Origin of the sequence: Mycetocola sp. BIGb0189, assembly GCF_024810155.1 — a bacterium.
Classification (GTDB): domain Bacteria; phylum Actinomycetota; class Actinomycetes; order Actinomycetales; family Microbacteriaceae; genus Mycetocola; species Mycetocola lacteus.
In genome coordinates this window covers 192,486-211,029 of the sequence record NZ_JANUED010000006.1, presented here as the reverse complement: position 1 = coordinate 211,029, position 18,544 = coordinate 192,486, and the positions used below count along the sequence as shown (strand labels likewise).

Here is an 18,544-nt window from a genome sequence, read left to right as displayed (position 1 = left end):
CATGGCCGGGTGCCGGAGACAAAAATACGCCGCACCCCGTTGAGGGATGCGGCGTATTTGGAGAACTGACTAGACCGAGACGGTACCCAGAATGTCCACCACGTAGATGATGGCGCTTCCGTTGCCCTGCTCGGCGGGATCCTGCAGCTTCGGCGGCACAACCACCAGCACGCGCGATCCGATGGTCTGGCCCTTCAGTGCCTCGGACAGGCCCTTGCCCAGCTTATCCAGCTGCGCCACCTGCGGGGTCTTCGAGGTCCAGGTGGTCGAGATGATCGAGCGCTCGTTCCAGCTGGCCACGGTCGAGTTCATCGCGAAGGTGTCCTTCGCGCCGAGCTCCTTACCGTCACCCTTGATCAGGGTGGCCACCTTGAGCTCGTCCGGGGACTTGCTCTTGGGGATGGTCAGACCCGGGGTGCCATCCGGTGCGCTGACAACGCTCGGGAAACCCGAACCGACAACCGGGACATCCCGTCCATAGGCGCGGTCGGGCAGCACCGAGGTGATGTCGGCCACAAACACGACGGCGGGCGAGTTGCCCTCGGACTGCTGCGAGCCCACGGCCGAGACGATGCGTGATCCGGCCTGAGCGCACTCGAGGGCGGGGCGGAACTGCTCGGGCAGGCTGTCTACCAGGTAGGGCTGCGGTCCGGTCTGCTCGCTGGACTGCAGCAGTTCGCCGTTCTCACCGTTGTAGAGCGAGAAGTTCATGGTGATCACCTGGTTGCCGGTGATCGGGATTCCGGTGCCCTCACGCACAACCGTGCGCTGACCGGCACCCTTGCCCACGTACAGCGGGGTCGGAATCTCGACCTTGGCGACCGAACCGGCCTTCCCGCTGGTCTTGATGTCTTCCGAGGCCTTCCCCGACGACATCGAGGGCTTGCAGTCGGCAGCCGACGGGGCGACGGTGGAACACGCGGTCAAGCCGCCGCCAACCAGCAGCGCTGCGGCGACGATGAGTGCGGGGGTGGTGCGCACGGTACCTCACTTTGGGTCAGGAATAGGAAGCGGTCGAAAAGTCAACGCGATCGTCAGACCAGTCTAGGTGACCGGATGCTGTGGATTGAACGCGAACGGGAAAGGGTGCACGCGGCGAGTCGCCGCCGCGTGCACCCGGAGGGACTAGTCCTGAGCGGCATCCGCATCAAAATCGCGGCTCAGCGAGGATTCGGCCGCGGCCTGAGCCTCACGCACACGCTTGCGCAGCGACTTGTCGCTGGCTTCACGCACACCCAGCGATCCGGGGGTCCACGCCTCGACGTCCTCGGCGCTGAACTCGGTCTTGGAGGCTCGACGCTTGAGCTCGGGCATGATCGTGCCGTCGGCAAGCTTGCGGGCGGTGATCAGGAAGCCGGTGTGGGCGATCATCCGGTGATCCGGACGCACGGCCAGGCCCTCGACGTGCCATCCACGCACCATGCTCTCGCTCGAGCTGGGGTTGGTTACCCGGCCGGTGGCGCGCATGGCCTCGGCCACGCGGGACAGCTGGGTCACGGTGGCCACGTAGCACAGCAGCACGCCGCCGGGCACGAGGGCGTCCAGGCAGGCGTCGATGCACTCCCAGGGGGCCAGCATGTCCAGGACGATGCGGTCCACGGTTCCGGGCTCGGTGGTCTGCGGGAGGGTCTCGGCCAGGTCACCGGCGGTGATCGACCAGTTCTCCGGGGTGTAGCCGAAGAAGGTGGTCACGTTTGCCCGGGCAACGTCGGCAAACTCCTCGCGACGCTCATAGGACTTCAGGGTGCCCTGCGGACCGATCGCGCGCAGCAGCCAGAGCGAGAGCGCACCCGATCCCACACCGGCCTCCACCACGGTGGCACCGGGGAAGATGTCGGCGTCACCGACGATGGCGGCGGCATCCTTGGGGTAGATGATTGCGGCACCACGCGGCATCGACATCACGAAGTCGATCAGCAGCGGGCGCAGCGCCAGGTACTCCTCCTCGGCGGAGTTCACCACAACCGAACCGTCGGGCAGGCCGATGATCGCGCTGTGCTGAATCACGCCGCGGTGGGAGTGGAACTCGCCACCCTCCTCCAGCGCAAAGGTGTTCTTGCGGCCCTTGGGGCCGGTCAGCTGGACGCGGTCGCCAAGGCGGAAGGGGCCGGAGTTGAGGGCCCGCTCGGTGCCGGGGACAATGCTCACGAAGAAATCTCCTGGGTGTTATTGAGGGTGGTGCGACGCCAAACAAGCGCGCTCAGATCATCCAGCGTCACCCCTTCCAGGGTGGGCCAAACGGTAAAGTCGGGGTTTTCGGCGACCTGTGTGGCATGGGGAACCACGATCGCGGTGGTGCCGGCGGCGGCCGCCGAGGTGATGCCCGGGAGGGAATCTTCCAGGGCCACGCACGCGCGGATATCCACGCCCAGCGCCTCGGCACCCAGCAGATAGGGCTCGGGGTGGGGCTTGGCGTGGGTGACCGAGTCTCCGGTGACCAGCGCATCAAAGGCGGGGAAATCGATCATGTCGATGACCTTTTCGGCCATCGTTCGAATCGACATGGTGACCAGCGCGGTGGGAACGTTGTTTTCCCGCAGCTCGCGCAGCAGCTCCAGCGCGCCGGGGCGGAAGGGCACACCGTGCTCCTCGATCTTGGCGATCACGCGACCGGTCATGGTGGCCACGATCTCATCCAGCTCCAGGGCCACGCCCTTGCTCTGCAGGACCGCGGCACACTCCCAGAGGCCCGAGCCCACCATCTGCAGGGCGTCCTCCTCGGTCCATGTGCCGCCATAGGAGCCCACAAGCTCCCGTTCGGTGGCAATCCAGTACGGTTCGGTGTCTACGAGGGTGCCGTCCATGTCCCAGAGGACTGCGGCGGGAAGCTGAGTGGTCACGGGGTCCCATGTTACCTGGTCCGGCCCGGGCAGTAGGGTGTAATCACGCCCGCGCGTCCCTCGGACGCGATCACGGGCACGAGCATGCAGGAGAGAATCTGGTGACTGAGCGAATTCTAGTGGTGGCCTTCGAGGGGTGGAATGACGCCGGCGAGGCGGCATCCGGCGCGGCCAAGGTGCTGCGCGAACACCTGGCGGCAACCCCGGTGAAACGCATCGATCCCGAACCCTATTACGATTTCCAATTCACCCGCCCGACGATCTATTTCGACGAGTCGGGACGCCGCGCGCTGCGCTGGCCCGAAACCGTTTTTTATGCCCCGGGCGAGACCACACACGATGCCGAAAGCATCGAGGCGCAGCCCGCCTTCATCCCCGAATCGCTGGGGGCACACGCCAGTACCAGCAACGAATCGCAGGTCTATCTCCTGCTGGGCACCGAGCCGAGTAGGAGCTGGCAGGCCTTTGTCTCCGAGGTGCTGGACACCGCGCTGGTGCACGACATCGGCCGCATCATCGTGATGGGTTCGGTCCTGGCCGACGCCCCACACACCCGCCCGATCCAGATCGAGTGTTCCAGCGACAACGCCGACATTCGTGGGGAGCTTGAGCTGGAGCGTAGCCAGTACGAGGGCCCGGTGGGCATCCTCAACGTGTTGTGCGTGGCCGCCGAGGCCGTGGGAATTCCCACCCTGTCGGTGTGGGCTTCGGTTCCCCACTACGTCCACAACACCCCCTCGCCCAAGGCGATTCTGGCCCTAATCGATCGGATCGAGGAGCTCGTGGGTGTGGTGATTCCGCGTGGCAACCTGCTTGCCGAAGCCGCCGAGTGGGAGCAGACCGTGTCCGCGCTGACCGCCGAGGACCCCGACATGGTGAACTACATCACCCAGCTGGAGCAGGCTCGCGACACGGTCGAGGATCCCGAAGCCTCCGGCGAGGCGATCGCGCGCGAGTTCCGCCGGTTCCTGGACAGCGCGCCGGAGGCCGAAACCGGAAGCGAGCCCGGACCCGACACCGACGAGGGCAAAACGGACGCCGCGGAAGGCGACACGGAAGACGGCACGGAGGGCGCCGGCGACCCCGACCTGCCAGATTCCCCCACCGCCTAGCCATCCACACAAAAACGCCGCCCGCGGACTGCGGGCGGCGTTTTGTCTGTGCGCGAATCGGGCTAGAGCGTGATTCCCAGCAGCGCCGACACCAGATCGGCGAACAGCTCGGTGTCATCGATCTCGACCAGGGCCGCATCGATCTCCGCGAGGGCGGCCGGTGTGTCCAGGTCGTCCTGCAGGGCGCCACGCACGCGCTCCAACAGCGCCAGGGTCGATCCGGCTACCGGGGCCGTGCCAGCGGTACGCCAGGAAGCCAGGCGGCGTTCGGCGCCGCTCAGGTCGGCGTCAAACCACTCCCAGTCGCTGCGGTAGTGGTGGGCGAGCACCGCAAGGCGAATCGCCGCGGGCTCGGTGCCGGCGGCGCGCAGCTTGGAGACCAGCACCAGGTTGCCCAGCGACTTCGACATCTTCTCGCCCTCGAAGGCCACCAGGCCCGCGTGGCTGTAGATGCGAGCCAGCGGCTCCCCGGTCAGGGCCGACGCGTGGGCGGCGCTGAACTCGTGGTGCGGGAACGGCAGGTCTCCCCCGCCGGCCTGCACGGTGAAGTTCTCCCCCAGCAGGCCGGTCGCGATCACGCTGCACTCGATATGCCAGCCCGGACGGCCCGCTCCGATTGCCGCCGGCCAGGACGGATCGTTCGGCCGCTCGGCGCGCCACAGCAGCGGGTCTAGGGCGTCACGCTTGCCCGGACGCTCGGGATCACCACCCCGCTCGGCGGAGAGGGTCAACATCAGCTCACGGGTGTACCCGCTCACCGATCCCAGGGTCCAGGGCCCCTGGGAAGCGGCGGCCGCGACATCAAAGTAGATGTCCTCACCCTCGGCATCGGTGGTTTCAACCCGGTAGGCGAGGCCCGCCTCCAGAAGCTCGGCCACGGCAGCGGCCACCGCATCGATGGTGTCGGTCACCGGCACATACTCACGCGGAGGCAGGATGTTCAGGGCCGCCATGTCCGTGCGGAACAGTTCGATCTGGTCGGCGGCGAGCGCGCGCCAATCCACGCCGGTGGCCGTGGCACGCTCCAGCAGCGGGTCATCCACGTCGGTCACGTTCTGGACATAGTGCACCTCGTAGCCGGCATCCAGCCAGACGCGCTGCAGCGTGTCAAAGGCCAGATAGGTCGAGGCATGGCCCAGGTGGGTCGCGTCATACGGGGTGATGCCGCACACATACAGTCCCGCGACACCGTCGGTGTTGGCCAGGGCGGAGGAACCGGTTGCGGTGTTCAGGATGCGCGGCGCACCACCGGTCCCGGGCAGCGCCGGGACCCGCGGAGCGGTCCACGAGGGGATCGTCCCGAGGCTAGTTGCCATATGCCGACAGCACCCCGGTTCCCAGCAGCACAAACAGCACCAGTCCGAGCGCGATCCGGTAGATCACGAACGGCAGGTAGCTGCGCTTGGAGATGTAGTTCATGAAGAACACGATCACCACGAGGCCCACCACGAAGGCGACGATGGTCGCCACGATGGTCGCGGCCACACCAAAGGGCTCATGGCCGCCCGAGGTGTCGGTGAAAGCCTTGTAGACCTGGTAGAAACCGGCACCCATCACGGCGGGGATTGCCAGCAGGAATGCATAGCGCGCGGCCGCGGCCCGGGTGTATCCGAGGGCGAGGCCTGCGGTGATCGTGCCACCCGAACGCGAGACACCCGGGATCAGCGCGAGCGACTGAGCCAGACCATAGATGATGCCGTGACCGTAGGTGAGGTCCTTGACCTCGAGGCGCTTGCGTCCCAGCCAGTCGGCAACACCCAGGATGATACCGAACACGATCAGGGTCGTGGCGGTGAACCACAGCGAGCGGAAGGTGGTCTCGATGTCATCCTTGAACAGCAGTCCAAGCACCACGATCGGGATCGAGCCGAGGATGATCAGCCAGCCCATCTTCACGTCGGGGTCGGTCCGCGGCACCTTCCCCACTAGGCCCTTACACCACGCACCGATGATGCGAACGATGTCCTTCCAGAAGTACAGGATCACCGCAAGCTCGGTACCAATCTGGATGATTGCGGTAAACCGGGCACCGGGATCCTCGCCGGTGCCGAGGAAGGCACCCACGATGCGAATGTGGGCGCTTGAGGAGACCGGAAGGAACTCCGTCAGGCCCTGCACCAGGCCCAAAATTATGGCGTTAATAAATTCCACGCGAGGGGTACTTTCTTCTGTGGGGATTAGTAGTCAAGAAGCAGATCGGTGAGAACCGCGCGGCCAAACACGAGGGCGTCCAGAGGAACGCGCTCGTCGACACCGTGGAACATCGCCGGGAAATCAAGATCGGCCGGCAGCTTCAACGGGGCAAAACCGTAGCCGGCAATGTCAAGTTTAGACAGAGCCTTGTTGTCGGTGCCCGCGGCGAGCAAATATGGGAGCACCGGCGCGCCCGGATCATGCTTCCCCAGTGCCGCGGTGACCGCATCCACCAGCGTTCCGGTGACCGGGTTTTCGATACCCACGTCCTGGTGAGAAATCTCAATCTGAACCTCGTCGCCGATCAGCGCCTGCAGCTGCGCCACGACCTCGGCCTCCTCTCCGGGGAAGCAGCGAATATCGATCCGCGCCTCGGCCCGGTCGGGAATCACGTTGTGCTTATATCCCGCGGAGAGCATGGTCGGGTTGCTGGTGGTACGCAGCGAGGCATGAATGAAGGCACCCGCCGGACCGGTAGCCAGCGCAATCTCTTCCGGCCCCACCCGCTGCGGATCCACACCGAGCATGCCCGCGAGCGAGGCAATCAGCGCCTCGGTGGTATCGGTCAGGCGCACGGGCCACTGAATCGACCCGATCGCGGCCACCGCACGGGCCAGCTTGGTCACCGCGTTATCCTCAAGCACCCGGGAACCGTGGGCGGCGGTGCCGGTGGCCACAAGCTTGGCCCAGACCAGCGCCTTCTCCCCCGTCTGCAGCAGGTAGGCCCGCTTATCGTTCACGGTGACGGAGTATCCACCGACCTCACTGATGGCCTCGGTGGCGCCGGCAAAGAGGTGCGGGTGGTTGTCCACCAGGTAGTGGGATCCGAAAATGCCACCGTTTTCCTCATCGGAAAAGAAGGCGATGACCAGGTCGCGCTCGGGACCACCCTGCTCAAGCACATCGGCGAGGGAGGTCAGGATCATCGCGTCCATGTTTTTCATATCCACGGCACCGCGGCCCCAGATCATGCCGTCCTTAATCACGCCACCAAACGGATCCACCGACCAGTTCTCGGGCTCGGCGGGCACCACGTCGAGGTGCCCGTGCACCACGAGCGCACCCTTGTCCCGGTTGCGCCCGGGGACACGCGCGACCACGCTCGTACGCCCCGGCGCGGCGTCAAACATCTGCGGCTCAAGTCCGAGCGCCCGCAGCTTCGCCTCCACATATTCGGCGGCCTCGGTTTCCCCGTTCGACACACCGTCGCCGTAGTTTGTTGTGTTCATCTGGATAAGTTCGCGCGTGATTATTGCAGTCTCATCGAGCGCAAATTCCGCGTCATTCTGGGCCTCGGTCATGACCACAAGGCTATCGTGCATCCCAACCGAATGCCGGAATTGTGTCGGTTGGTAAAAACGCCGGTGGGGCGTCTGGTAAAGTTTTCCCTGTTGGAATGGCCACGGCCCAGACAACAAACGCCGGTCACGAAAGTGATCAAGCCGAGAAATCGGAAGTTACCCGCGCGGGTGGCGGAATGGCAGACGCGCTAGCTTGAGGTGCTAGTGCCCGTATTAGGGCGTAGGGGTTCAAGTCCCCTTCCGCGCACACTGTGTTGAGACAGTACAGAAAGGCTCAGATCTTCGGATCTGGGCCTTTCCTCGTTGTGAGGGGCTCACCTCCCACAGCACCATTTACAGCAGCACACTGTGCTGAGACAGTACAGAAAGGCTCAGATCCCCGGATCTGGGCCTTTCCTCGTTTTTGGGAACGCGACAGGATGCTCGATTTTGAATACACGCTCAACCCTTGGGCGCGCCGAAAGTGCCTCCGCTGATTCGAGAAAAGGGGCCGCGACACTCGCGGCGTACAGCTAAAACGCCAACAAAATGCGGAGCAGATCACCCACCTCCACCATCGCGCAACCCCGAAAAACACCGGTAATTTCGCGGAAATTCACCCTCACGCACACCGACGGTCGCGATGGGTCGGTCGCAACCCGCGAAAACGACAGTTTGGTCTCTGGTAGTGTTCTATCTGTTGGAACGGCCACGGCCCAGACAACAAACGCCGGTCACGAAAGTGATCAAGCCGAGAAATCGGAAGTTACCCGCGCGGGTGGCGGAATGGCAGACGCGCTAGCTTGAGGTGCTAGTGCCCGTATTAGGGCGTAGGGGTTCAAGTCCCCTTCCGCGCACACTGTGTTGAGACAGTACTGAAAGGCTCAGATCTTCGGATCTGGGCCTTTCCTCGTCTCCCAGCGATTTCGAACGCCTATGGCCGAATAATCGTTATCCTCTGCCGCCATTTTCAACGACGCACATTCCATAGCTCTAGATTTGCGGAATAGATCAGCGTAGCCTCTGCATAAATACGGGGACCCAATGAAAAACAGTATTGCCACGCCCAGAACGGTTCATATGGCCAGATCGAGGGCGTCATCATCAATGAAGCGCTGATCAAAAAGCTCGTCTTGCATGCCACGGCTGGGTTTCCTGACGTTACCTTCAAACGCACTGATACAGGACCGAGCACAAGTTGCCCTGAGATCCACACGATCCACTAGCGTTGGAGCTTCAAGTACGTTTTGTCGGACGATGAGAGTGAACACATGGGTTGGTTTAGTCGGAAGACGAAAGTTGCAAAAGATGACACACCTGTGGCTGGACGCGACGTCTCGAGACCCATGATCAGGACTCCTCACCCAGACTCAACGCCACGCGTTCTTTCACATAGTGCTGCGCCACCAGTGGCGACGCGAATCCGCACTATGTCGCCTGATTCGTTTGGTCTCTTTCCACACGAACTTCTACTCCTGAACTATGCCCCCAAGATTCTCACCGGTAAACCGCCACAACAACAGTTTTGGCAATACAGATATGGCGTCTCCAGCCCAATGGATATTTTGCGAAACCTGGAATCCCGCGGGTTTCTCGAAGTCGCGGGTATTGATCATTCGATATCTGCCCAAACGCTCCCCATGCTGAAGTCGCTGCTGACCAAACTGTCCCTGAGCCCAACCGGTAGCAAGGCGAAGCTCGTAGCTCGCATTCTCGAGGAAGTCTCCCTGAAAGAGCTAAACCAGTATTTTCCTGAGCGCTATTTCGGCCGCACAGTACTTGGCCAAGCTGCAATAGATGCCAGCCCACACATCCTCTACATTCACCAAAATGCCGGCATAGAAGACCTCGACATATTTTCACTTACCGAACAGATCGCTGCGCACGGCGGCAGCTATCGGCAGGTGCTTTGGAACTATGTCCATCAGGCTCAAATCGACCACACACAGCGCAGAGACTTCGGTCTCGCCAGGAACGCAAAGCTCAGACTGTCCTACCTTCTCGCGGAGGAGAATCGATTCGTCGAAGCTATTGCGATGCTAGCCGAAGTGTTTTTCTCAGACGTCAACGGCTCCACAAACGGTTTTAACATGGATTTCCTGGCCATCTACGCCGAAAACTTTTTCCCCTACGACGCATCAACTATCACCATCGCTCCGGGACTGCCAAAGCACCTCACTAAGTGGATTGACCAGGCCGGAATTTCCGAGTCCGAAGCCCGAGAAATTATGGCGGCTCGTATGCAGATTCAAACCCTCCCACTCAGCGTCTTCACGCCGGAGGAGTGTATTGACCTAGTATTCCTCACCATTTCAGGAGAACAGACGCGCATTAAACAGCTCTACATCCAGGCCGAAACGCTCTTCCTCAAACGATACTCATACGAACTCTCCAGAGGCTAAAACTAAGCTGCACCCCCAGAAAAAGGGCCGGCCCGATTACTCGGGTCGGCCATTTTTCTGCGCGAGGCTAGTCCAGTGGTGCGGCGAGCACGATGTCCAGCAGGCCCGGGAAGCGAGCGGCCAGATCGTCCACGCGTACGCGGCTGCGCCGCTCGGTGCCGTATCGGCGCTGCTCGATCACGCCGGCCTCGCGCAGCACCCGGAAGTGATGGGTCAGGGTGGATTTGGGGCGGTCGATCCCCACCCACGTGCAGGAGCGGAAGGCATCATCGCCCTCGCTCATCAGGCGCTGCACGATGGTGATTCGGATCGGATCCGAGAGCGCCGCAAACACCACATCCGCCCGCATCTCACTCGGTGCGGGCTGCTCCAGGCGCGAATCCAGGCCCGGAGCCGACTCAATCTGCACGGTCATGGCGTTTAGCATACCCCGTTTGCCGCATAGTACGACTTTGGTAGTACTCTTTTCGAGTACGACAATTCTCGTACTTGAATCCCTGGAAGGCAAACCTGATGAATTCCTCGGCCTCTTCGCGACGGGGCGGGATCTGGATCCTCGCCGGCATCCTGCTCACCTCCATCGCCACCGGCTCCGCGCCCTCGCCGCTCTATCCGCTCTACAGCGCCGAGTGGCACCTCACCCCGCTGCTGACCACCACGGTGTTTGCGGTGTATGTGGGAGGACTGCTCATCACGCTCCTGACAGCCGGCGCGCTCTCGGACTACATCGGCCGCAAGCCCCTCATCGCGATCGGGCTGGCGGGACTGCTGATTGCGATGGGGTTCTTCATGTTCGCGAACGGGCCGGGCACCCTCATCCTCGCCCGCATCGTGCAGGGCGGCTCGGTGGGCCTCATGATGGGCACCCTCGGCGCGGCAATGCTCGACAACGCACCCCGCGGCAACACCGCCCTGGCAGCCACACTGAACGGCTCGGTCCCGCCGGTGGGGCTCGCGTTTGGAGCCATCGTGTCCGGCGTTCTCACCCGCTTTGCCCCCAACCCGGCATTCACCGTCTATGCGAGCTTCACGATTCTGCTCATTGCACTGGCCGTAGCGCTGATCTGGGTCCCCGAAACCGTCACGCGCCGCCCGGGCGGCCTCGCGTCGCTGCGCCCCACCCTTGCGATCCCCGCCGCCTCCCGCTCGCTGTTTGGGGCGCTGGCCGGCGCGTTTGCCGCGAGCTGGGGCCTCGGTGGCCTGTTCCTCGCCATGCTGCCGTCCATTCTGATCGCACGCTTTGGCCTCACCGATCACCTGCTTCCCGGGCTCCTGATCGGCCTGTTTACCCTGATCGGGGCGGCCACCGGGGTCGTCACCCGTGGAATGAATCCCCGACACGCCCTCCTGGCGGGGCTCGCGGGACTCATCGCCGGTTCGATACTCGTTGTGATCGCGGTGGATATTGAGTCCTTCGCGCTCCTGATCATCGCCAGCATCGTGGGTGGCATCGGATTTGGTGCGGGTTTCCAGGCACCCCTGCGCATGCTGACCGCCACGGCCGAACCCCAGCACCGCGCGGGGCTCCTCTCGGCGATCTACGTGGTCAGCTACCTATCCTTCGGTGTCCCCGTCCTCATCGCCGGAGCGCTTGAACCCGTGCTGGGCCTCGCCACCGTCGCAACCCTGTACGGTCTCGTCATGGCGGCGAGCGCCCTCATCGCACTGATCGCGCAGCTGACCTCTCGGCGGGACCGCCGCCTGGAACGCGAGGCCGAACGCGCCGAGCACAACCCGCACCCGGAAACCGGCCCGATCGCACCCGCCGCCTAGGGCACCAGGCTATTCGAACACCCGTTCGAATACGCGTGCGGGGGCGCGCTTCGCCCGGGATCCGGCGGGCTCCACGGGGACAAGCCCGGCCTCGGCGAGCCAGCTGGCAGTGCGCGCCCGCAGCGGAGGAAGCTGAGCGAGCGTGCCACGGCCGTGCCGGGCGACGCTCACCAGAAGCGATCGATTCGCGCCCGGTGCCTGGATCTCGACGCGTGCGGTCTCCCCCGAGACCGACCACACCAGCCGGGTCACGCGACTCAACGGAATCTGCACGCTCACGCCATCTTCCGTGAGAGTGAGCCCACGCGGGGTGAATCGCAGCACAACGGAACGCGTCCGATGGGCACACACGGCACGGAACACGAGATACGGCGGAAGTGCGACGATGGCCGCTGCGGCGAGAAAAACCATCGGCGACTGGTTTGCCCAGCGCGGCACGGCATCGTTCACAATGGGAATCGAGATCACCACGGCAACCAACACCGCGAGGGCGATCCCCCAGCCATACAGCGCGCGCAGGCGCATAGGAACGGCGTGGAACGTGACGGCTACCCCGGTGCGATCCTCGACCCACTCGGGTGCCGTGCGCGGGCTTCGCGCCGGTCTCCGGGCGAGGAGCGTCACCCGACTCAGCAGCCCCAGGAGCGTCCAGCAGATCGCCGGAATCAGTGCAAGCTGGCCCATGAACACGGGACCACGGAACGCCTCGGGCAGAGCGCGAATGAACGCACCGCCACCCTCCACACCGACGATCATCGCGGTGGTGGCCACCGCGGCCACCCCGACATGCACGATCACGCCGCGGCGCACCGGCTGCATTCTCAGGGTCAAGTTCACAAACGCGACCCCGAGAAGCCATCCACCAATGAGCGTCAGAATGAACGGCGCCGCATCCATACCGCGCTCATTCAGCGTCCAGGGAAGCGTGAGCGCCAGGCACAGTGCCGCCCAGATGAGCGGCTGCGAGAGCACACGACGCCACCACGAACGGTGTGCGTGCTCCAACGGAGACGGGGAAGACGCGGACATCTTCCGAGCCTAGCGCGCAGCGCGCCCGGTCGCGGTCGGGAAAACGGGCCAGCCGATTTCCGGGCACCCGGCGTCCGAATTGCACGCCCCGCATGCACCGCCTAGACTCGCGTTCACGATGACCACCGCACCACACCCATTCCCCACATGTCGCTGAACGGCCAGATCGACGCCGACCCCGTGTGGGCGATCGACACGGATGACTTCACGGTCGCCGAGGGGATCGAGTGGGGCGCGCACCGTCATGACAACCTCAACGAGCTGCTGTGGGCGACACGCGGAACGCTGACCGTGGAGACCGAACGCGGCTGGTTCGCCGTTCCCAATGCGGTCGGGCTGTGGATCCCCCGCGGCGTGGAACACCGCGTGGTCGCGGCGGCGCACACGTCGTTCCGGTGCACACACCTGGAACCGCACATCGGTTCCCCCGCCGACGACGTCACCGCCGTCGCGATCCCCGAGACCGTCGGAGCCCTGCTCTCACGCCTGCAGGTGCCGCCGTATCTGTCACAGGAGGTGCGCACACACGCGGAGCTGCTGGTGCCGATGCTGCTGGAGCCCGTGCAGGTGTCCACCGTGGATCTCCCGCTGCCGGTTGATGACCGCACGCTGAGGATCGCCCAGGCCATCCTGGCAGACCCGGCGGATGATCGGGAGCTCGTGGACTGGGGTTTCGCCGTCGGTGCCAGCGCACGAAACCTGTCGCGCCTGTTTGTGGCCGAGACGGGACTGACCTTCACGACCTGGCGCACGCGCGCACGGATGCGGCGCGCGATCGAACTCTTGGCGGCAGATCACTCGGTCTCGGCCGCCGCAGCCAAGGTTGGCTACGCCTCGGCGAGCGCGTTTGTGCAGGCGTTCCGCCGCGAGATCGGCCATACGCCCGGAGCCTTTGCGAGCGCGCGGGCACGCACAACCTGAGCCGCCGCCCGAGGAGTTCGGCTCCTGCGCGATAGCATGTGGCAGTCAGCCGATATGATGGCGAGTAATACTGGGTTAGTTAGGCAAGCCTTGCCTGAAAATCCCCCTCGCTTCTTATTCGAAGGACTCCGCCATGCGCTCCCGTGCCCTCGCCCTCCTCGCCGCAACCGCCGTCGCCGCCCTCGCGCTCACCTCCTGCGCATCGCAAGCCTCGGGCGGTGCGGCCGCCGCCGAGACCGTCTCGCTGAAGACACCCACCGGCGTCACGATCGAGATGCCGAAGGAGCCCAAGGCCGCGCTCGGGTTTTACACAACCGACCTCGACATCCTCATGACGCTGGGCTTCCACCTCGCCGACACCCAGCCGGTGCGCGAGGACTTCAAGACCTTCCCCGCGTATTTCCCGCAGGAACCGCTGAAGGGCCTGAAGACCTTCGTCAACTTCCCGGAGTACAACTTCGAAGGTGTGCTTGCGGTCAACCCCGACTTCATCCTCAACGGCATCGGCAGTAACACCGACCTCGATCCAAAGCTGCAGAAGATCGCCCCGACGTACACGTACAACGCGTTCGCCGGCAATGACTGGCGCGACCCATTCAAGCAGCTCGCCACCGATCTCGGCCGCACCGACGAGTACAACAAGTGGACCGCGGACTATCAGGCAAAGGTCGCCGACGTCCGCAAGCGTCTGGACGAGCGCGGCATCCATCCGGTCGTCGCCGATATGGCCTTCCGCGACGGGCAGGTGAGCGTCGGCTGCTACGGCGTGCCCTGCCTCGTGTTCGGCGACCTCGGCCTGACCATCACCCCGCTCGCCAACGCCGACGCGAAGGGCCTGCCCGTGGGCGACTCGACCGCGTTCAGCCTCGAGCAGCTCGGTGGCCTCGAGGGTATCGATGCCGTCTTCGCCGGAACCAACGAGGACGGCTCCGGCCTCCTCACCACCGACGAGGCGCTCAAGAGTAACGCGATCTGGAACCGTCTGCCCTTCGTGACCAACAACACCGTCTACGGCTACGACTACGAGATGGCCTACGGCTCCCCCAGCGGCCAGACCGCGTTCCTCGAGGTCGTCGAGAAGGCACTCCTCGGATGAGCGCCGCAGCTGAGACCACGGCAACCGAGAAAACCGTGCACCTGATTCACCGCATCGTGGTGCAGCGGGTGCGGCGCCTGACCACCGGCATGGTCCGCGTCGTGTTTGGCGGCGACGGACTGGACGGGTTCGTGTCCTCCGGCATCGGCGACGAATACCTGCGCGTGTTCTTCCCCGCCTCGCAGCGCGACGAGCCGGTCCTCCCCTTCCCCACCGATGACGGCTACTGGGACTATCCCGAGGGCGTCACCCCGGCCGAGATGCGCACCTACACGGTGCGCGGCTGGGACGAGGCCGCGCGCGAGCTGACGATCGACTTCGTTGTTCACGACGGGGGCATCGCCGCGGCATGGGCACTGGATGCCCAGCCGGGCGACGTGGTCGGCGTCAACACCCCGCGCGGACTGTATGCGCCGCCCGAAGACATCAGGTGGCAGCTTCTCGTGGCCGATGCGACCGGTCTTCCCGCGGCGGCACGCCTCGCCGAGACCGCTCCGGCGGGCGTGCGCACACGCATCGTCCTCGAGGTCGCGTCGGCGGAGGATGAGCAGCACCTCACCCTGCCCGCCGGCGTCGAGCTGCACTGGGTGCACGGCGGCAACGGGCACGGCCCGACCCGTCTCGCCGAGATCGTCGCGTCCGCCGAGCTTCCGGATGGCCCCGGATACGTCTGGGTCGCCGGCGAGACGCGCGCAACCCGCGGGGTACGCAAGCACCTGCGCCACACGCTCGGCCTGCCCGCATCGGCCTATAAGGTGATCGGCTACTGGACCGAGGGTGCCGAGGAGTGGCGCGACCGCTTCGACGCGCTGTCCGATGAGGATCGCGCGCGCCTGTCCGCACTCTGGGACGTCGAGGAGGGTACCGATGCGGAGAGCATCACCGACGCCTACGAGGCGGAGCTCGAGAAGCTCGGCCTGTGACCCGATGAGCACCACCCCTGCACCACGCGTCGCCGAATCAGCGTCGCCCGTGCGGCGCGTCGTCGCGCTCGCACTGCTCGCGGGCGGCCTCATCGCCGCCATTATCGCGAGCATCATCTTCGGATCCCAGTCACTCCCGCTCACCGACGTGTGGCACGGGCTGCTCGGCGCGGACACCGAGGCCGGCGTGATCGTGCGCGAGATGCGAATTCCGCGCACGGTGATCGCCCTCGCCGTTGGCGCGGCCCTCGGCGTGGCGGGCGCGCTGATCCAGGCGTTCAGCCGCAATCCACTCGCAGATCCCGGCATCCTCGGTGTCAACGCCGGCGCCTCGGCCGGCGTCGTCTTCGCGGTCGCGTTTCTCGGTGCCAGCGGCGTGTTCCAGTACATCTGGTTCGCGTTCGCCGGCGCGATCGCGGCGACGCTGCTCGTCTTTCTCATCGGTGCCGCCGGACGCGGAGACGCGGACCCGCTGCGCATGACCCTCGCCGGCGTCGCGCTCGGCGCGGTACTGTCGGGGATCACCGGCGGCATCGCGCTGCTGCGATCGGACGTGTTTGACACGATCCGCACCTGGACCGTCGGCTCCCTTCAATCGCTCACCAGCGACGTCTTCGGCGTGCTGCCCTTCCTCGTCATCGGGCTGATCATCGCCTTCTGGCTCGCACCGTCGATGAACGCCCTGGCGCTGGGTGATGACCTCGCCACGGCCCTCGGCACCCGGGTGGGACTCACGCGCGTGATGTCGATCGTCGCCGTCGCTCTGCTGTGCGGTGCCGCAACGGCCGCCGCGGGCCCAATCGGGTTCATCGGCCTCATGGTGCCGCACGCCGTGCGCTGGCTCGTTGGCCCGCACCAGGTGTGGATCATGGCCGGCACCGTGCTCGCCGCTCCCCTGCTCCTGCTGGTGTCGGACGTTGTCGGACGCCTGGTTCTGCCGTCGGGCGAGCTGCCGGTCGCGCTGGTCACCGCGTTCATCGGCGCGCCCGTGCTCATCGTGCTGGTGCGCGCGCGAAAGGCCAGTAGCCTGTGAGCGCCCTCGATACCCGCCCGCCGCGGATGCTGGAGATCGAGCGCGGCCCCTTCACTCGACGCATCAGTCTGCGCGGCGCACTCGCCGTGATTCTCGCGCTCACCGCGGCGCTGCTGGTCTCGATCCTCGCGCTCAGCCTCGGAGACTTTGTCATCGCACCGGGAGACGTCATCGCGACGCTGTTCGGCATGGGAACGCCAAAGCAGACGCTGGTCGTGGTCGAGTGGCGTCTGCCGCGGGCGCTGCTCGCCCTCATGCTCGGGGCGGCGCTCGGTGCCGCCGGTGCGATCTTCCAGTCGATGACACGCAATCCGCTCGGCAGCCCCGACATCATCGGCTTCGACGCCGGTGCCTACACCGGCGCGCTCATCGTGATCACCTCGGGAACGTTCGGGTACCTCACCATCGCTCTCGGCGCGTTCGGCGGCGGCCTGGTCGCGGCACTCGCCGTCTACCTGCTCGCCTTCCGGCGCGGTTTCCAGGGGTTCCGCCTGATCATCGTTGGCATCGCGGTGGGCTCGATGCTCGCCTCGGTGACGTCCTGGCTGATCCTGAACTCGGACCTGCGGGTGTCGATGATGGCGGCGTCCTGGGGCATGGGAACGCTGAACGGGGCCGGCTGGGACCGGATTTTTCCCGCCGTCGCGTGCCTCGTCCCGCTCGGCGTCCTGTGCGCTGTGATGGCGGATCGCATGCACCTGCTTGAGATGGGTGATGACACCGCCGCCGCACTCGGCGTCCGCACCGGACGCGTGCGGGCGCTGCTGCTGGTGGCCGGTGTCGGATTCAGCGCCGTCGTGATCACCCTGGCGGGCCCGATCGCCTTCATCGCACTCGCCGCCCCTCAGATCGCCCGGCGCGTGGCCCGCAGCGCCGGCGTGACACTATCCGGTGCCGCCGCATTCGGCGCGCTGCTGCTCGCGACGAGTGACCTCATCGCACAGCGACTGTTCGCACCCACCCAGCTCCCCGTGGGCCTGGTCACCGTCGTGCTCGGCGGCGGATACCTGGTGTGGTTGCTGATTCACGAAGCAAGGAGACGACGATGACCGCACAGACTTCCCTGACCACCCCGGCTTCCGAGGCAGACGGGCGAGGGCCCGCCCGCATCGCGGCACACGGCGTGCGCCTCGCGTATGACCAGCGGGTGATCGACGAACGCCTGGATGTCGAGATCACCCCCGGATCGTTCACCGTGATCGTCGGTCCCAATGCCTGCGGTAAGTCGACGCTACTGCGTGCGATGGCGCGCCTGCTGAAGCCGACGGCCGGGCAGATCCTACTCGACGGCACGGCGATTGCTCAGCAGTCACCGAAGGAGGTTGCCCGGAAGCTCGGGCTGCTGCCGCAGACCTCGATCGCTCCCGACGGCATCCGCGTGATCGATCTGGTCGCGCGCGGTCGGCATCCCCACCAGAGCATGCTGCGACAGTGGTCGCGAGAGGATCGCGCCGCGGTGGACAGCGCCCTGGAACTCACCGGCACCGACGCGCTGCGCAACCGGTTCGTCGACGAGCTCTCCGGCGGGCAGCGCCAGCGCGTGTGGGTCGCGATGCTGCTCGCGCAGGAGAGCCCAACCATGCTGCTCGATGAACCAACCACGTTCCTCGACATCGCGCACCAGTACGACCTGCTCAAGCTGTTTGCGCGGCTGAATGCCGAGGGACGCACGATCGTCGCGGTCCTGCACGACCTCAACCAGGCGGCGCGCTTCGCCGACACCATCGTGATGATGCGCGATGGCGAGGTGGTTGCCACCGGCACCCCCGCCGATGTCGTCACCGCGGACAACGTGGAACGCGTGTTCGGTCTGCCCTGCACGGTCATCACCGACCCGCACTCCGGCACCCCGATGATCGTCGCACGCTGACGACGAGGGATTCGCGACAAGGGCCACCGCAACCAACAGTCAGGCGAAGCGGGGCGGGCGGCGCGCCCCCCT

The 18,544-nt window shown here is 65.3% G+C and carries 17 protein-coding genes and 2 tRNA genes; 11 read left to right on the top strand and 8 right to left on the bottom strand.

What is annotated here, in order from left to right; all coding sequences use genetic code 11:
• Positions 1 to 69: 69 nt before the first annotated feature.
• The 3 genes from M2390_RS11220 to M2390_RS11210 form a co-directional block, all read right to left on the bottom strand.
• Positions 70 to 981: an FKBP-type peptidyl-prolyl cis-trans isomerase gene (locus tag M2390_RS11220; RefSeq protein ID WP_259178759.1), complete on the bottom strand. Its 912-nt coding sequence runs from the start codon at positions 979 to 981 to the stop codon at positions 70 to 72.
• A 144-nt stretch (positions 982 to 1,125) separates the two neighbouring features.
• A complete protein-coding gene (locus M2390_RS11215; protein ID WP_259178855.1) occupies positions 1,126 to 2,142 on the bottom strand; it encodes a tRNA (adenine-N1)-methyltransferase in 1,017 nt (338 codons plus the stop codon).
• A gap of 2 nt (positions 2,143 to 2,144) precedes the next feature.
• Positions 2,145 to 2,840 (bottom strand): HAD family phosphatase, encoded by a 696-nt coding sequence (locus M2390_RS11210; RefSeq protein WP_259178757.1) that lies wholly within the window; start codon positions 2,838 to 2,840, stop codon positions 2,145 to 2,147.
• Between the two features lie 101 nt (positions 2,841 to 2,941).
• On the opposite strand from M2390_RS11210, the gene M2390_RS11205 reads away from it, so the two are divergent.
• The gene (locus M2390_RS11205) at positions 2,942 to 3,952 is read left to right on the top strand and encodes a PAC2 family protein (protein WP_259178755.1); all 1,011 of its coding nucleotides are present in this window, start codon (positions 2,942 to 2,944) and stop codon (positions 3,950 to 3,952) included.
• 62 nt (positions 3,953 to 4,014) lie between these two features.
• Here M2390_RS11205 and mshC read toward each other — a convergent pair whose 3' ends face one another.
• From mshC to M2390_RS11190, 3 genes are read right to left on the bottom strand one after another with little or no spacing between them, the layout of a single operon-like run.
• A complete protein-coding gene (mshC, locus tag M2390_RS11200; RefSeq protein WP_396822978.1) occupies positions 4,015 to 5,268 on the bottom strand; it encodes a cysteine--1-D-myo-inosityl 2-amino-2-deoxy-alpha-D-glucopyranoside ligase in 1,254 nt (417 codons plus the stop codon).
• Positions 5,258 to 6,103, bottom strand: coding sequence for an undecaprenyl-diphosphate phosphatase (locus M2390_RS11195; protein ID WP_259178753.1), 846 nt, complete (start codon positions 6,101 to 6,103; stop codon positions 5,258 to 5,260). Before M2390_RS11195 ends, mshC begins: the two co-directional genes overlap by 11 nt.
• 26 nt (positions 6,104 to 6,129) lie before the next feature.
• The gene (locus M2390_RS11190) at positions 6,130 to 7,446 is read right to left on the bottom strand and encodes a M20/M25/M40 family metallo-hydrolase (protein ID WP_259178751.1); all 1,317 of its coding nucleotides are present in this window, start codon (positions 7,444 to 7,446) and stop codon (positions 6,130 to 6,132) included.
• 162 nt (positions 7,447 to 7,608) lie between these two features.
• On the opposite strand from M2390_RS11190, the gene M2390_RS11185 reads away from it, so the two are divergent.
• The 3 genes from M2390_RS11185 to M2390_RS11175 all read left to right on the top strand — a co-directional run bounded on the left by M2390_RS11185 (position 7,609) and on the right by M2390_RS11175 (position 9,827).
• Positions 7,609 to 7,693: transfer RNA gene (locus tag M2390_RS11185), tRNA-Leu, on the top strand.
• 504 nt (positions 7,694 to 8,197) lie between these two features.
• A tRNA-Leu gene (locus tag M2390_RS11180) sits at positions 8,198 to 8,282 on the top strand.
• A 573-nt stretch (positions 8,283 to 8,855) separates the two neighbouring features.
• Complete coding sequence (locus M2390_RS11175) at positions 8,856 to 9,827, top strand: hypothetical protein (protein ID WP_259178749.1); 972 nt, start codon at positions 8,856 to 8,858, stop codon at positions 9,825 to 9,827.
• Positions 9,828 to 9,894: 67 nt separating this feature from the next.
• On the opposite strand, the gene M2390_RS11170 is transcribed toward M2390_RS11175, so the two are convergent.
• A complete protein-coding gene (locus M2390_RS11170) occupies positions 9,895 to 10,242 on the bottom strand; it encodes a helix-turn-helix transcriptional regulator (RefSeq protein WP_259178747.1) in 348 nt (115 codons plus the stop codon).
• 98 nt (positions 10,243 to 10,340) lie between these two features.
• Here M2390_RS11170 and M2390_RS11165 point away from each other — a divergent pair, with 98 nt between their 5' ends.
• A complete protein-coding gene (locus tag M2390_RS11165; RefSeq protein WP_259178744.1) occupies positions 10,341 to 11,600 on the top strand; it encodes an MFS transporter in 1,260 nt (419 codons plus the stop codon).
• A 9-nt stretch (positions 11,601 to 11,609) separates the two neighbouring features.
• Here M2390_RS11165 and M2390_RS11160 read toward each other — a convergent pair whose 3' ends face one another.
• A complete protein-coding gene (locus tag M2390_RS11160) occupies positions 11,610 to 12,629 on the bottom strand; it encodes a hypothetical protein (RefSeq protein ID WP_259178743.1) in 1,020 nt (339 codons plus the stop codon).
• 147 nt (positions 12,630 to 12,776) lie between these two features.
• Between M2390_RS11160 and M2390_RS11155 the strand changes: the two genes are divergently transcribed.
• From M2390_RS11155 to M2390_RS11130, 6 genes are all read left to right on the top strand, one after another.
• Complete coding sequence (locus tag M2390_RS11155; RefSeq protein ID WP_259178740.1) at positions 12,777 to 13,550, top strand: AraC family transcriptional regulator; 774 nt, start codon at positions 12,777 to 12,779, stop codon at positions 13,548 to 13,550.
• A 133-nt stretch (positions 13,551 to 13,683) separates the two neighbouring features.
• The gene (locus tag M2390_RS11150) at positions 13,684 to 14,646 is read left to right on the top strand and encodes an ABC transporter substrate-binding protein (protein WP_259178738.1); all 963 of its coding nucleotides are present in this window, start codon (positions 13,684 to 13,686) and stop codon (positions 14,644 to 14,646) included.
• Positions 14,643 to 15,569: a siderophore-interacting protein gene (locus tag M2390_RS11145; RefSeq protein ID WP_259178735.1), complete on the top strand. Its 927-nt coding sequence runs from the start codon at positions 14,643 to 14,645 to the stop codon at positions 15,567 to 15,569. The genes M2390_RS11150 and M2390_RS11145 overlap by 4 nt, the downstream gene beginning before the upstream one ends.
• 4 nt (positions 15,570 to 15,573) lie before the next feature.
• Positions 15,574 to 16,602 carry an iron chelate uptake ABC transporter family permease subunit gene (locus M2390_RS11140; RefSeq protein WP_259178733.1) on the top strand — a complete coding sequence of 343 codons (1,029 nt, stop codon included), beginning with the start codon at positions 15,574 to 15,576 and terminating at the stop codon, positions 16,600 to 16,602.
• A complete protein-coding gene (locus M2390_RS11135) occupies positions 16,599 to 17,651 on the top strand; it encodes an iron chelate uptake ABC transporter family permease subunit (RefSeq protein ID WP_259178729.1) in 1,053 nt (350 codons plus the stop codon). Before M2390_RS11140 ends, M2390_RS11135 begins: the two co-directional genes overlap by 4 nt.
• Positions 17,648 to 18,472, top strand: a complete 825-nt coding sequence (locus tag M2390_RS11130; protein ID WP_259178728.1) for an ABC transporter ATP-binding protein — start codon at positions 17,648 to 17,650, stop codon at positions 18,470 to 18,472. The genes M2390_RS11135 and M2390_RS11130 overlap by 4 nt, the downstream gene beginning before the upstream one ends.
• Positions 18,473 to 18,544: the final 72 nt, after the last annotated feature.

Excerpts from the sequence above, each read along its gene's own strand:
- M2390_RS11170 (WP_259178747.1), bottom strand. The coding sequence starts at position 10,242 with ATGACCGTGCAGATTGAGTCGGCTCCGGGCCTGGATTCGCGCCTGGAG.
- M2390_RS11130 (WP_259178728.1), top strand. The coding sequence starts at position 17,648 with ATGACCGCACAGACTTCCCTGACCACCCCGGCTTCCGAGGCAGACGGG.
- M2390_RS11165 (WP_259178744.1), top strand. The coding sequence starts at position 10,341 with ATGAATTCCTCGGCCTCTTCGCGACGGGGCGGGATCTGGATCCTCGCC.
- M2390_RS11175 (WP_259178749.1), top strand. The coding sequence starts at position 8,856 with ATGTCGCCTGATTCGTTTGGTCTCTTTCCACACGAACTTCTACTCCTG.
- M2390_RS11150 (WP_259178738.1), top strand. The coding sequence starts at position 13,684 with ATGCGCTCCCGTGCCCTCGCCCTCCTCGCCGCAACCGCCGTCGCCGCC.
- M2390_RS11190 (WP_259178751.1), bottom strand. The coding sequence starts at position 7,446 with ATGACCGAGGCCCAGAATGACGCGGAATTTGCGCTCGATGAGACTGCA.
- M2390_RS11140 (WP_259178733.1), top strand. The coding sequence starts at position 15,574 with ATGAGCACCACCCCTGCACCACGCGTCGCCGAATCAGCGTCGCCCGTG.
- M2390_RS11145 (WP_259178735.1), top strand. The coding sequence starts at position 14,643 with ATGAGCGCCGCAGCTGAGACCACGGCAACCGAGAAAACCGTGCACCTG.
- M2390_RS11160 (WP_259178743.1), bottom strand. The coding sequence starts at position 12,629 with ATGTCCGCGTCTTCCCCGTCTCCGTTGGAGCACGCACACCGTTCGTGG.
- M2390_RS11155 (WP_259178740.1), top strand. The coding sequence starts at position 12,777 with ATGTCGCTGAACGGCCAGATCGACGCCGACCCCGTGTGGGCGATCGAC.
- mshC (WP_396822978.1), bottom strand. The coding sequence starts at position 5,268 with ATGGCAACTAGCCTCGGGACGATCCCCTCGTGGACCGCTCCGCGGGTC.